The 12,642-nt window shown below is 60.3% G+C and carries 10 protein-coding genes; 1 reads left to right on the top strand and 9 read right to left on the bottom strand.

All coding sequences use genetic code 11. The features are described 5' to 3' along the window. Positions 1-185: 185 nt before the first annotated feature. Together sulP and AAFO90_RS03670 are read right to left on the bottom strand one after the other, a co-directional pair. Positions 186-1,946 carry a sulfate permease gene (sulP, locus tag AAFO90_RS03675; RefSeq protein ID WP_347508540.1) on the bottom strand — a complete coding sequence of 587 codons (1,761 nt, stop codon included), beginning with the start codon at positions 1,944-1,946 and terminating at the stop codon, positions 186-188. A gap of 766 nt (positions 1,947-2,712) precedes the next feature. Next, complete coding sequence (locus AAFO90_RS03670) at positions 2,713-3,933, bottom strand: acyl-CoA dehydrogenase (RefSeq protein WP_274832249.1); 1,221 nt, start codon at positions 3,931-3,933, stop codon at positions 2,713-2,715. Positions 3,934-4,038: 105 nt separating this feature from the next. Between AAFO90_RS03670 and AAFO90_RS03665 the strand changes: the two genes are divergently transcribed. Then, complete coding sequence (locus AAFO90_RS03665) at positions 4,039-4,950, top strand: LysR family transcriptional regulator (protein ID WP_347508539.1); 912 nt, start codon at positions 4,039-4,041, stop codon at positions 4,948-4,950. Between the two features lie 119 nt (positions 4,951-5,069). Here the strand turns inward: AAFO90_RS03665 and phoB are convergent, their stop codons facing one another. The 7 genes from phoB to AAFO90_RS03630 all read right to left on the bottom strand — a co-directional run bounded on the left by phoB (position 5,070) and on the right by AAFO90_RS03630 (position 12,591). Next, positions 5,070-5,759 (bottom strand): phosphate regulon transcriptional regulator PhoB, encoded by a 690-nt coding sequence (phoB, locus tag AAFO90_RS03660; RefSeq protein WP_065270283.1) that lies wholly within the window; start codon positions 5,757-5,759, stop codon positions 5,070-5,072. A gap of 3 nt (positions 5,760-5,762) precedes the next feature. Beyond that, positions 5,763-6,473 carry a phosphate signaling complex protein PhoU gene (gene phoU / locus AAFO90_RS03655; RefSeq protein ID WP_065270282.1) on the bottom strand — a complete coding sequence of 237 codons (711 nt, stop codon included), beginning with the start codon at positions 6,471-6,473 and terminating at the stop codon, positions 5,763-5,765. A 23-nt stretch (positions 6,474-6,496) separates the two neighbouring features. Beyond that, the gene (pstB, locus tag AAFO90_RS03650; protein WP_065270281.1) at positions 6,497-7,291 is read right to left on the bottom strand and encodes a phosphate ABC transporter ATP-binding protein PstB; all 795 of its coding nucleotides are present in this window, start codon (positions 7,289-7,291) and stop codon (positions 6,497-6,499) included. An 11-nt stretch (positions 7,292-7,302) separates the two neighbouring features. After that, on the bottom strand, positions 7,303-8,667 hold the full coding sequence (gene pstA, locus AAFO90_RS03645; RefSeq protein ID WP_347508538.1) for a phosphate ABC transporter permease PstA: 1,365 nt from the start codon (positions 8,665-8,667) through the stop codon (positions 7,303-7,305). Further along, positions 8,667-10,145 (bottom strand): phosphate ABC transporter permease subunit PstC, encoded by a 1,479-nt coding sequence (gene pstC / locus AAFO90_RS03640; RefSeq protein ID WP_065270279.1) that lies wholly within the window; start codon positions 10,143-10,145, stop codon positions 8,667-8,669. The genes pstA and pstC overlap by 1 nt, the downstream gene beginning before the upstream one ends. A 103-nt stretch (positions 10,146-10,248) precedes the next feature. After that, positions 10,249-11,304: a substrate-binding domain-containing protein gene (locus tag AAFO90_RS03635; RefSeq protein ID WP_347508537.1), complete on the bottom strand. Its 1,056-nt coding sequence runs from the start codon at positions 11,302-11,304 to the stop codon at positions 10,249-10,251. Positions 11,305-11,550: 246 nt separating this feature from the next. Next, positions 11,551-12,591, bottom strand: a complete 1,041-nt coding sequence (locus AAFO90_RS03630; protein ID WP_274832244.1) for an ATP-binding protein — start codon at positions 12,589-12,591, stop codon at positions 11,551-11,553. Between the last annotated feature and the right edge of the window lie 51 nt (positions 12,592-12,642).

The following is a 12,642-nucleotide window of genomic DNA, read 5'->3' as shown; positions in this document are numbered from 1 at the left end:
CACCCGCAAGGCTTTTCAGCCCTCCGATATTTGGGGTCTGCGGGCTCAAAAGCCTTGCTCCCGTAGCGCCCTGTGGTGACCTTTCTGCTTTGCACAGCAGGTGACATTCCTGAATGGGATTTACACTGCAGGGCGCCACTATGATGCGCCCTGTCGACAATCAATCAGGTTGCTGCATTGCGCGCCTATGCGCTGATCTTGTCACGCGGCTGTGCTGCGCTCAGCGTTTCAAAGGCTTCATTCTGGGACAGGAAGATCTGGCCGCTCAGCGCATCCAGGAAATGGCTGCGTTTCAGACGATCCATGACTGGCCCTTTAACCTCGGACATATGCAGCTGGATCCCCATGTCAGACAGCCGCTGGTTCATTTCCTCAAGCGATTCAAGCGCACTCAGATCGATTTCGTTCACTGCGGAGCACATCAACACGACGTGTTTGATCTCATCACGGCCTTCGTGCACGCGCGCCAGGATCAGGTCCTCCATACGCCGCGCGTTGGCGAAGTACAGGCTTTCGTCGATCCGTAGCGTGACCAGCGAAGGATCGGTCACCACGTTATGGCGGTGAATGTTGCGGAAATGCTCGGTTCCCGGCACCTGCCCCACCTCGGCCACGTGCGGGCGCGAGGTCTTCCAGACGAACAGCAAAAGCGAGACCAGCACACCAGCAGCGACACCGGTTTCAACACCAACCAACAGCGTCAGCAGGATCGTGGTCAGAACGGCGGCGAAATCGGCTTTGGAATAGGTCCAGGCTGTTTTGAGGATCTTCAAATCAACCAGTGAAAGGACCGCAATGATGATGGTCGCTGCAAGCGTTGCCTTGGGAAGGAAATACAGCAGCGGAGTCAGGAACATGGCGGCAAAGGTCAGCCCAACGGCGGTAAAGGCGCCCGCAGCCGGGGTTCGCGCACCAGCGTCAAAGTTAACGACCGATCGTGCAAAACCGCCTGTCACCGAATAGCCACCCGACAAGGCAGAGGCCAAGTTCGCAGCGCCAAGGGCTTTAAGCTCTTGGTTGGGATCAATTTTCTGACGGCGCTTGGCGGCCAAGGTCTGCGCGACCGAGACACTTTCAACATAGCCGATAATGGTGATCAGCGCTGCAGGACCAATCAGGGCCGGAACCAGCGCCCAGTCGATCATCGGCAGGCCAATCGGCGGCAGACCGGTCGGCACCTCGCCCACCACGGAAACCCCCATCTCAGGCAGGTTCAGCGCCCAGGACAATACGATCGTTCCGATGACGGCAAAGACCGGGCCAACCCGGGCTGCGGTTCCGGCGGCGCCTTTTGACAGGCCAGCCTTTTGGTGCAGTACATTCGCCATATGCCGACGCACCCAGATCAAAAAGCCGAGGGCCAGCGCGCCGACCCCGAGGGTCCAGAAGTTGACCTGACCAAGCCCCTGCCCCAGCGACAACAGAATTTCCGGCAGATTGTGACCATGCGCCGGAATGCCCAACAAATGCTTCATCTGGCTAACTGCGATCAGCAGCCCCGAGGCCGTAATGAACCCAGCGATCACGGGATGCGACAGCAGGTTGGCCACCACACCCAGACGCAAGGCCCCCATCGTTGCCAGCATCAAGCCGGACAGCAGTGCCAGCACGGCGGCGGCGGCAGTGAACTCTGCAACAGTGTCCAGACCCAGCGGCGCCAGCGCAGATGCGCTCATCAGCGAGACCACGGCAACCGGCCCCACGGCCAGGGCACGCGAGGTGCCGAAGATCGCATAGGCCACCAAAGGCAGGATCGACGCGTAAAGCCCGACCTCGGCAGGTAGCCCGGCGAGCAAGGCATAGGCCAGTGACTGCGGGATAAGCATGATCGTGACGATCACTGCCGCTGTCATATCCCCGGTGAAATCAGGGCGGTCATACCGTCGTCCCCAGTCCAAAATTGGAAACAGGGATTTCAAGTCGATGCGGGACAGTGGCGAAGACATTGCGGAGGCTTTCCTGAGAATGGATCGCGCCGCGCACCCGATCAGGTGTCAACGCGCTCAATACATATTCGTAAAAGCATATATATATTCGATGAGAGGGAGGAAAGCCCTTTCATTAAAATTGTTACCGCACGCCCCTGTACGCCCTCGTAAAACACTGTTAAAAAAGAATTAAGTACAAAGGATACTGCAAAGCAGCCCTTCAATTCCGGCCGGTGTTATTGCAAAAATACCGGGGCAATTCTGCATGTTGCGACTTGCAGAAACGCAGGTCCGGTGCTTGGCCGCACAAGAAGGGGAATGCGCCCCTCCCTACCCATTGCGATTTTCTATGGATTCACATCGAACCTTCGGACTTCAGGGCCATTTGCGTATTTACGCCTTTGCTTGACAACTTGGCCTCAACGCCATGCTCAGGTGCTGATGGCGTCCCCTGGCAGTTAACCTCGGTAAATGGTGGATTGACGGCGGCTGACCGCGCAGGAGGTTGCTAAGAATAAGCACGGGCAATTTGAAGCATCTCTTGCTTCTGCTGCAGCGTTAACCTCCGCCTTTACCGTTTTGGATCCATTTCGAAGGGAGACGAGCGAAAATCCTGTGCCTTTGTCTTTGCGGTGATGTGAGGACGAGGGCTATCTGCATTATTGCAGGCTTGAAATGCAAAACCGCAAGGCCGGTGGGCACTTGCGGTTTCGAGACTGATGTCAGTCAATCGGGGCCAGACCGCGGAAATTAACGATCTGGCCCCGGATTTTGGCGCTATTCGTTAAAAGAACGCCTGCAGACCGGTCTGAGCGCGGCCCAGGATCAGCGCGTGAACGTCGTGCGTGCCCTCATAGGTGTTGACCGTTTCCAGGTTCACCATGTGGCGAATGACCTGGAATTCCAGGCTGATGCCATTGCCGCCGTGCATGTCGCGGGCCATACGAGCGATATCCAGCGCCTTGCCACAGTTGTTCCGCTTGACGATCGAGATCATCTCGGGCGCGGCATTGGCAGCGTCCATCAGGCGACCAACACGCAGAGAGGCCTGCAGGCCAAGGGTGATTTCGGTCTGCATATTGGCCAGTTTCAGCTGGAACAGCTGGGTGTTGGCCAGGGGGCGTCCGAACTGAGTGCGGTCCAGACCATACTGACGTGCGGCGTGCCAGCAGGCTTCGGCGGCGCCCATCGCGCCCCAGCTGATGCCGTAGCGCGCGCGGTTCAGACAGCCGAACGGACCTTTGAGGCCTTGCACGTGCGGCAGCAGCGCGTCTTCACCGACTTCGACGCCATCCATGACGATTTCACCGGTGATGGAGGCACGCAGCGACGCCTTGTTCTGGATTTTCGGCGCGGAGAGGCCCTTCATGCCTTTTTCCAGCACGAAGCCACGGATCTTGCCGCCATGCTCTTCGGATTTAGCCCATACGACAAAGACATCGGCGATCGGCGCGTTCGAAATCCACATCTTGGAGCCGGTCAACTTGTAGCCGGTTGCGGTCTTCTCGGCCCGGGTTTTCATGCCCGCGGGGTCGGAACCTGCGTCGGGCTCGGTCAGACCAAAGCAGCCGATCCATTCACCAGATGCCAGTTTCGGGAGGTACTTCTTGCGCTGCTCTTCGCTGCCATAGGCATAGATCGGGTACATCACCAGCGAGCTTTGCACCGACATCATCGAGCGATAACCGCTGTCGACGCGCTCAACTTCGCGCGCAACCAGGCCGTAGGACACGTAGCCTGCGCCCAATCCGCCGTATTCCTCGGGGATGGTGGTGCCCAGCAGGCCCATCTCGCCCATCTCGCGGAAGATGGCGGGGTCGGTGTTTTCGTTTTCATATGCTTCGGTGACGCGCGGCTGCAGCTTTTCCTGCGCATAGGCGCGGGCCGAGGCAGCGATCATGCGCTCATCTTCGTTCAGCTGGTCGTCCAGACGCAGCGGATCTTCCCAGTTGAAGCCGCTCAGATCGGGCGCATCCTTGGCCCGCAGTTTAGGTGCATCGGTCATGTCTTGCCCCTTTGTCGTTGATGTTGAAACCTGCGGCGACCCTAACGGTGGGTAAAGGAAAAAAACAGCGAGACTTTTGCAAGAATATATGAGTAAACAGCATACATGAGTGCACCACGTCGTTTTCTCCCGTCGATTTCTGCCCTGCGCGCGCTGGAGGCACTGGATCGTCTGGGCAGTGCATCGGCGGCGGCGGCCGAATTATCGCTGACGCAAGGCGCGGTGAGCCGCCAATTGCAGGCGCTCGAACGGCAACTGGGGCTGGATCTGGTACACCGGGACAAGAAAAAACTGACCCTATCGCCCGAGGCGCAGGAATACGCATCGGAAATCCGTGCTGCGCTGAACCAGATCGCCCAATCGACGCTGCGGCTTCAGACCGCGCCACTGGCCGGAACGCTGAATCTGGCGATCTTGCCCGCCTTTGGTATGCGCTGGCTGATGCCGCGCCTGCCGGAATTTGCCCGGCTGCATCCGGATGTTACCATCAATATGACGACGCGGCTGGAGCCTTTCAGCTTTGCCAGCGAACCCTTTGATGCGGCGATCCATTTTGGCCGCGCAGAATGGCCGGGCACCGACGCCCTGCTGTTGAAACATGAACAGCTTTTACCGGTCTGCGCGCCGGATCTGGTGGTCGGCACGGCCTTGCGCGGCCCCAAGGACATTCTGAACCTTCCACTCTTGCATATTCAGACCCGCCCCGAGGCCTGGTCGGATTGGTTTGCCGCACAAGGCGTGGAGGCACCAGAGACCGTTAGTGGTACCATGTATGATCAATTTGCAACCATTACTCAGGCCGCAATGCACGGGTTGGGGGTCGCCTTGATGCCGGATTATCTGGTGGAGCAAGACCTGGCCACCGGGCGGTTGGTGGCGCTGCACCCTGCCCCGACAGAAACGCGCGGCGCCTATTATCTGGTCTGGCCGACCAGCAAATCCAACGCGCCCGCGCTGCGCAAATTCCGCGACTGGCTGGCCAGCAAGGCACAGCCCGAAGATCCGCTGCCGCGCTGAACCACGCTCAACCCACAGTCAAAGCAAAGGGGGTACCGTCCGTACACCTGTCGTGCACCCTGCGTGCGTCGCTGTGGCCCAATCCATGGGATCAAGCGGAGCACACAAATTTGGAAAAATTAGCCGAGCGCGTAGCCCGCGCCGCGCACCGTGCGCACAGGATCGTCGCCGCCATGCTGGGTCAGCGCCTTGCGCAGCCGCCCGATATGGACATCCACGGTGCGGGTGTCGACGTAGATGTCCCGGCCCCAGACACGGTCCAGCAGCTGTTCCCGACTCCAGACCCGGCCCGGCTTTTCCATGAAGGTCGACAGCAGGCGGAATTCGGTCGGCCCCAGTTTCAGGGGCTGGTCCGACCGGCTGACCTTGTGGGTCTCCGCATCCAGAATGATGTCGTCAAACTCCAGCCGCACACCAACGGTGGACGGACGCACCCGGCGCAACTGGGTCCGCACACGCGCCATCAGCTCGATCACCGAATAGGGTTTCACCACGTAGTCGTCAGCGCCGGTTTCCAGACCGCGCACCTTGTCCACCTCTTCGGAACGGGCCGAGAGCATGATGATCGGAATGCCGCGGGTTTCGGGCCGTGTCTTCAGGCGGCGGCAGACTTCGATCCCGCTGAGGTTCGGCATCATCCAGTCCAGAACGATGATGTCCGGCGTGTCCTCCTCGACCAAAAGCAGCGCCTCTTCGCCGTTTTCGGCGCGGATCACACGGAACCCGTCTGCTTCGAGGTTGTAGGCCAGCACTTCACGTTGGGCCAATTCGTCCTCGACGACCAGAACAGTGGGCTGATCGGCAGCCATGTCTTAGACCTCCTGCGGAGTGGTTGAGGTGGTATCGGCCTTGGGCCGGTCGTCCTCGGGACGGCTGCCGGTAACCAGGTAGATCAGCTCTTCGCAGATCGAGGTTACGTGATCGCCCATGCGTTCGATGTTCTTAGCGATGAAATGCAGATGCATGCAGGGCGTGATGTTGCGCGGATCTTCCATCATATGGGTCAGGAATTCGCGGAATAGCGCATTATACATCTGGTCGACGTCGCGGTCGCGGGTGATCACATCGCCCGCCAGTTCGACATCGCGCTGGATATAGGCGTCCAGCGCATCCTTCAGCATCAGTTCAACCTCACGCGCCATCCGGCGCAGGGCGGCGGCGCTGTCCAGCGCATCATGGCCCTGGATCAGGACCCCGGTGCGTTTGGCGATATTCTTGGCGTAATCGCCAATGCGTTCCAGATTGCCGGCGATTTTCATCACCGACAGCACCACGCGCAGATCCACCGCGGCAGGGGCGCGGATCGCGATCACCCGGGCGGCTTCCTCGTTGATCAGCTCTTCGAGCCCGTCGATGGCCTTGTCGTCGGCGCGCACCTTCTGGGCCAGTTCCTCGTCCCGGGTTTCCAGCGCGCGCGCGGATTCCATGATGGCGGCTTCGACCAGCCCGCCCATTTTCATGATCCGGGCCTGGATCGCCTCCAGATCCCGGTCAAATGCGGATGCGATATGTTGCTCTTCCATGTCTCAGTCCTTGCAATGAGGGATCAGCCGATACGGCCGGTAATGTAGCTTTCGGTTCGCGGATCTTCGGGGTTGGTGAAGATCTGACCGGTGTTGCCGAACTCAACCAGGTTACCGAGGTGGAAGAAGGCGGTTTTCTGGCTGACGCGGGCAGCTTGCTGCATCGAGTGGGTGACGATCACCACCGAATAACTCGCGCGCAGCTCGTCGATCAGCTCTTCGACCTGGGCGGTGGCGATCGGGTCCAGCGCCGAACACGGCTCGTCCATCAGCAGGACTTCGGGTTCGGTCGCCACGGCGCGGGCGATGCACAAGCGCTGCTGCTGACCACCGGACAGGCCGGTGCCCGGCGCGTGCAGGCGGTCCTTTACCTCGTCCCATATGGCGCCGCGGCGCAGGGATTTTTCGACGATCTCATCCAGTTCGGCCTTGCTCCGGGCCAGCCCGTGAATGCGCGGGCCATAGGCCACGTTGTCATAGATTGATTTCGGGAAGGGGTTCGGTTTCTGGAACACCATGCCAACCTTGGCGCGCAGCTGCACCGGATCGACCCGCTTGTCATAGATGTCTTCGCCGTCCAGCAGGATCTTGCCGGTGACGCGGCAGATGTCGATGGTGTCATTCATCCGGTTCAGGCAACGCAGGAAGGTCGACTTGCCACAGCCCGAAGGACCGATAAAGGCGGTCACGGTATTGTCTTCGATCTCGACATTGACGTCTTTGATCGCGTGGGTGTCGCCGTAATAGACGTTGACGTCGCTGGCCGAGATTTTGATCGTGTTGGTCACAGTCTTATCCAGTCTACTCATGTCGTTCATATCGGTGCCCCCTACCAGCGGCGTTCAAAGCGGCGGCGCAGGATCACGGCCACCGTATTCATGGTTACGAGGAAAACCAAAAGGATAATGATGCCGCCCCAGGCCCGCTCGTAAAAGGCCGGGTCGGCGCGTTTGGCCCATTCATAGATCTGCGCGGGCATGGCCGAGTTCGGCGCCAGCAGACCATCGGCCAAGGTTTCCGGCGCGTTGGAGGCGATGAAGCCCACCATGCCGATCAGCAGGAGCGGTGCGGTTTCGCCAAGCGCCTGCGCCAGGCCGATGATGGTGCCGGTCAGGATACCGGGCGCGGCCAGCGGCAGCACGTGGTGGAACACCGCTTGCATTTTCGAGGCGCCGACACCCAGTGCCGCATCGCGGATCGACGGGGGTACCGCCTTCAGCGCGGCGCGGGTCGAGATGATGATCGTGGGCAGGGTCATCAGCGTCAGCACCAGACCACCCACCAGCGGCGCCGACATCGGCAGGTGCATGTAGTTGATGAACACCGCGAGGCCGAGGATACCGAACACAATGGACGGCACAGCGGCGAGGTTCGAAATATTCACCTCGATCACATCGGTCAGCCAGTTCTTGGGCGCAAATTCCTCCAGATAGATCGAGGCTGCAACCCCAATGGGCAGGGCCAGCGCCAGCACCACCAGCATCATGAACAGGGAACCCATCATCGACACGCCGATGCCGGCGGCCTCCGGGCGTTGGTCCGAGGCATCCGCCCCAATGATAAAGTCGATGTTGAAGGTCTTCTTGATCACGCCTTCAGCGACCAGCGCATCCACCAGATCCAGCTGCGCGGCCGAGATGTTCTTGTCATTTTCGATACTGTCGCGGCTGACGCGCCCTTTCAGGTAACCATCGACCCGGCTCTGCGCCAGAAAGCGGAACTCAACCGTCTGACCGATCTGATCGGGATTTTCGATTACAAAAGCCCGCAGCTGTGCCACGGCGTTCTTGGACAGAAGGCCGGCCATGTCCTTGGACTTGAGTCCGGTTTCGATACCGCGCGCGTCGATCATGTCCTGCATCGCGCCCTTGACCAGTGGGGCATAGCCGAAGGTGGTGACCTTCTTGATGTCCTCAATGTCGCGATTGCCCTTCTTGTCGAGTTTGCTTTCCAGCAGCTCCACGTTCAGCGTGACAAAGGTCTGCTGGAAGGCGCCCGCGCCCCGGCCCACGATGGTGGTGACCAGTACGGCCAGCATCATCAGCCCCACAAGGATGGCCGCAATGCCATAGGCCTTGAACCGGGTCTCGGCGGCGTTGCGTTTGCGGGTGCGGGGGCTTTGCGACAGGAGCGATCCGCCCTTGGTCGCCTGCGGCCCGCCAGAGCCGCCGGAGGTGTGACTGATATCGGTCATTAGTCGTACTGCTCCCGGTATTTGCGCACGATATAAAGGGCCAGAACATTGAGCCCCAGCGTCAGAACAAAGAGGGTCAGGCCCAGAGCGAAGGCGACCAGCGTTTCCGGGCTAGCGAAATCGGTGTCGCCGGTCAGCTGGCTGACGATGCGGGTGGTGATGGTGGTCATCGATTCCAGCGGGTTGAGCGAGAATTTCGCAATTGCCCCTGCCCCCATGACCACGATCATGGTTTCGCCGATGGCGCGCGAAGCCGCCAGCAGCACGGCACCGACGATGCCCGGCAACGCGGCCGGCAGAACCACCTGGCGCACGGTTTCGGATTTGGTGGCGCCAAGGCCAAGTGAGCCATCGCGCATCGACTGCGGCACCGCGTTGATAATGTCATCGGACAGTGACGAGACAAAGGGGATCAGCATGATGCCCATGACCAACCCAGCCGTCAGAACCGAGGTGGCGCCGCTCATCCATTCGACGCCAAGAACGCCGTTTTCGCCCTGACCGAAGAAGCGCACCAGCAAGGGGCCGACAGTCAACAGGGCGAAGAGACCATAAACAATGGTCGGGATACCGGCGAGGATCTCCAGAAGAGGCTTGGCAAAGGCGCGCACCGCCGGGCCGGCGTATTCGGAGAGGTAGATCGCTGCGAACAACCCCACCGGCACTGCCACCAGCAGCGCGATGAAGGAAATATAGAGCGTGCCCCAGAGCAGCGGCAGGATCGACAATTCGCTGTCACCGCGAAAATTCGGCGCCCAGGTGGTGCCAAAGAAGAAGTCGGTCCAGGAATGCAGCCCAAAGAAATTCTTGGTTTCAAACAGCATCGACAGAACGATGCCGATCGTGGTCAGGATCGCCAGAGAGGCTGCCAGGATCAGCAGCGCCATGACAACCCGCTCCACCACGTTGCGGGCGCGGAAATCCTTGTCCGACTTGCGATATGCCAGCCCAAAGCCGCCAAGCGCCAGCAGGAGGACCGCGACGGTCATTGCCGTGCGGCCTGTGTGCGACAGCCCCCGGTAGGCGCGCGCGGCGTCCAGAACTTCGGGGCGTACATCGGCGCCAAGCGCGACGCCAACCTCCCCCAAAATGCCCCGCAGGTCGCCGGTCTCGCTGTCAAATTCGCGCACTTCACGGGCGCTCAGCGCGCCCTGCTCAACCGCCAGATCCAGCCCTTCGGCCACCCGGCGCACATCGCTCATCACGAGGCTGAGCGAAGCATTTTCCGGCACCAGATCCGCGGGGATCATGGAGGACACCCGGTTTTCGATCAGCATCGGCTGCGCCAATAGCCAGATCACCAGAGCCGCCAAAGACGGGATCAGTGCGCTCAACCCCACATGAGAGCCATAGTAGCTCGGCAGGGAATGCAGCAGGCGCGGGTCACCACCGGCCGAAGCAAGCGCGCGGCGACGGCCCAGAACATATCCGGCGGCCGCGATGACACAGAGTAGAACAACAAGCCAGAACGTCGGCATCAAAGGCTCCGTTTGGTGGCGGATTAAAATTCAGAGTGTCCGATTGGACAGAGAAATGGCCGGGGGAACGTCCCCCGGCCAAATCAGATCAGCGGGGGAATGATTAGGAGTTTCCGCCCATTACGTCTTCGTTTGCAACCGCTTCCTGGGTTTTCGCCAGTTCCGGGTCTGCAACCAGACCGTATTCGGCCAGCGGGCCATCGGGGCCTGCAACTTCGTCGGCGATGAAGAATTCAGCATATTCTTTCAGGCCGGGGATCACGCCGATGTGGGCTTTCTTCACGTAGAAGAACAGCGGGCGCGAGACCGGGTATTCGCCGGTTGCGATGCTTCCGGTGGAGGGAACGATACCGGACATGGTTGCGACCTGCAGTTTGTCGGTGTTGTTCTCGTAGAAGGCCAGACCAAAGACGCCGATGCCGTCTTTGTTGCTCTCGATGCGGGCCAGGGTCTCGGTGTAGTCACCGTCGATGTCCACGGAGACGCCGTCGGTGCGCAGGGAGATACAGGCTTTCTCGGCTGCTTTCTTCTTGGCTTTGTCGCTGTCACCTTCGGCGCCGGCCAGGATGTGCTCGAATGCGCCTGTGGCTTCGCAGCCTGCCAGGATCACTTTGTCTTCGAAGACTTCACGGGTGCCGTGCTTGGTGCCGGGGATAAAGGCCTGGATCGGCTGCGCCGGGAAGGCCGGGTTCACGTCAGCCCAGGTTTTGTTCGGGTTGGCGACCATTTTGCCGTCGACCATGATTTCGTCGGACAGAGCCAGGTACCAGTCGGTCGGGGTGAATTCGAAACCGTTGCCGTTGATGTCGGAGGCAAAGACGATGCCGTCATAACCGATACGCACTTCGATGATGTCGGTGACACCCGCTTCGGCACAGGCCTTGATTTCTTTGTCTTTGATTTTGCGCGATGCGTTCGCAACGTCGATGGTGTTTTCGCCAACACCTTCGCAGAAACGCTTGAGACCGGCCGAAGAACCACCGGATTCAACAACCGGTGTCGGGAAGTCGAAGTTTTCGCCAAAGGCTTCGGCAACGATCGAAGCATAGGGCAGCACGGTCGAGGAGCCGGCGACCTGCACCTGATCACGTGCGGCGGCAGCGGTGGCCGAAACGGCAGCGATTGCCAGGGCGGATGCGGAAAGTTTCACAAAGGACATTTCAGTCTCCATGAGGTGTTAGAAGGTTCACGATCACCCCCACGATGATCTTGGCCTCCTGCTAAAGGGCGGTCATGTGGCTTTTGTGACAGGTATGTAACAACCATATGACAATCGCCGGATTGTGACGGAAATTGTGACAAAAACCTTATCCTGATGGTTCACGGCGCCCACACGCCCCTGTGCAATCCGCAAGGGGGCGTTCCTATCTTTCGTTTTTCGGAAGCGGATGGTGGCGCAGGAAGGTTACTGCGGCAGGATCACTGTAAAGGATGCCCCTGCCCCAAGATCGCTTTCGACCCTCAGTCGGCCCCGGTGCCGGTTGATAATGTGTTTGACGATTGCCAGACCCAGACCGGTACCGCCCAGCTCGCGCGAGCGATGGCTGTCGGCGCGGTAGAAACGCTCGGTCAGGCGTGGCAGATGTACCGGATCGATACCCGGACCATTGTCGATCACCTGGATGCGGGCCGCCGGAGCGCGCAGGGCCGGATCCCGCTCCATCGGTGTCAGCACCACGCGCACCTCATCGCCACCGTATTTGATGGCGTTTTCGATCAGGTTGGTGAAGACCTGTTGCAGCTGATCGGAATCGCCAGTGACATGCACCGGCTCGTCAGGCGCCTCAAGCGACAGGGCGACATTGCCGGCCTCCGCCAGCGGCTGCATGGATTTCAGGGTGGATGTCAGATGCGCCGTAAGGTCCAGTTTTTCTTTTGGCCGCACCCGCTCCGCGCTCTCGACGCGGTTAAGGGACAGAAGATCGCCGACCAGACGGTTCATCCGGCTGGCTTCCCCTTCCATGATCGCGAGGAAGCGATCACGGGCCGCCGGATCGTCGCGGGCGGCGCCGCGCAGGGTTTCGATAAACCCCATCAGCGCGGTCAACGGCGTGCGCAATTCATGGCTGACGTTGGCGACAAAATCGCGGCGCATCTGGCCAGCCTGTTCGCGCTCGGTCACGTCGGTGAAACACAACAGCACGGCGCCGCCATTGACGGCGCCGATGCCGGGGACGTAGCGCAGGCTCACCTCGAATGTGGTGTCCTGCGCGCCGTCATTGGACAGATGTCGGGCGGTGCGCGCAGATTTGTCCTGCAGACAGGCTTCGATTGCAGCGGTGACGCCGGGCTGGCGCAGGATGGTGGCGAAGTGCCGCCCCTTCAGTTGCTGCCCCAAAAGGGTGGTGCCGGCCGCATTGGCACCGATGAAGCGTTCGGTCTGATCTACCAGCACCGCAGGCAGCGGGATGGCTTCCAGAAACCCTTCGATCAGCTCTTGCGTCATGGCACTTTGGCCCCTTTGGATGGCGGTTCGGCCCGTGTACCTTTCCAATGT

Source organism: Phaeobacter sp. CAU 1743, assembly GCF_039839315.1.
Classification (GTDB): Bacteria; Pseudomonadota; Alphaproteobacteria; order Rhodobacterales; family Rhodobacteraceae; genus Phycobacter; species Phycobacter gallaeciensis_A.
This window is presented reverse-complemented; position numbering and strand designations above follow the sequence as displayed.

What these genes read in the sequence shown, in the direction of transcription:
- sulP (WP_347508540.1), bottom strand. Translation starts at nt 1,946, where the DNA reads ATGTCTTCGCCACTGTCCCGCATCGACTTGAAATCCCTGTTTCCAATT.
- AAFO90_RS03635 (WP_347508537.1), bottom strand. Translation starts at nt 11,304, where the DNA reads ATGTCCTTTGTGAAACTTTCCGCATCCGCCCTGGCAATCGCTGCCGTT.
- AAFO90_RS03665 (WP_347508539.1), top strand. Translation starts at nt 4,039, where the DNA reads ATGAGTGCACCACGTCGTTTTCTCCCGTCGATTTCTGCCCTGCGCGCG.
- pstC (WP_065270279.1), bottom strand. Translation starts at nt 10,145, where the DNA reads ATGCCGACGTTCTGGCTTGTTGTTCTACTCTGTGTCATCGCGGCCGCC.
- phoU (WP_065270282.1), bottom strand. Translation starts at nt 6,473, where the DNA reads ATGGAAGAGCAACATATCGCATCCGCATTTGACCGGGATCTGGAGGCG.
- pstA (WP_347508538.1), bottom strand. Translation starts at nt 8,667, where the DNA reads ATGACCGATATCAGTCACACCTCCGGCGGCTCTGGCGGGCCGCAGGCG.
- AAFO90_RS03670 (WP_274832249.1), bottom strand. Translation starts at nt 3,933, where the DNA reads ATGACCGATGCACCTAAACTGCGGGCCAAGGATGCGCCCGATCTGAGC.
- phoB (WP_065270283.1), bottom strand. Translation starts at nt 5,759, where the DNA reads ATGGCTGCCGATCAGCCCACTGTTCTGGTCGTCGAGGACGAATTGGCC.
- pstB (WP_065270281.1), bottom strand. Translation starts at nt 7,291, where the DNA reads ATGAACGACATGAGTAGACTGGATAAGACTGTGACCAACACGATCAAA.
- AAFO90_RS03630 (WP_274832244.1), bottom strand. Translation starts at nt 12,591, where the DNA reads ATGACGCAAGAGCTGATCGAAGGGTTTCTGGAAGCCATCCCGCTGCCT.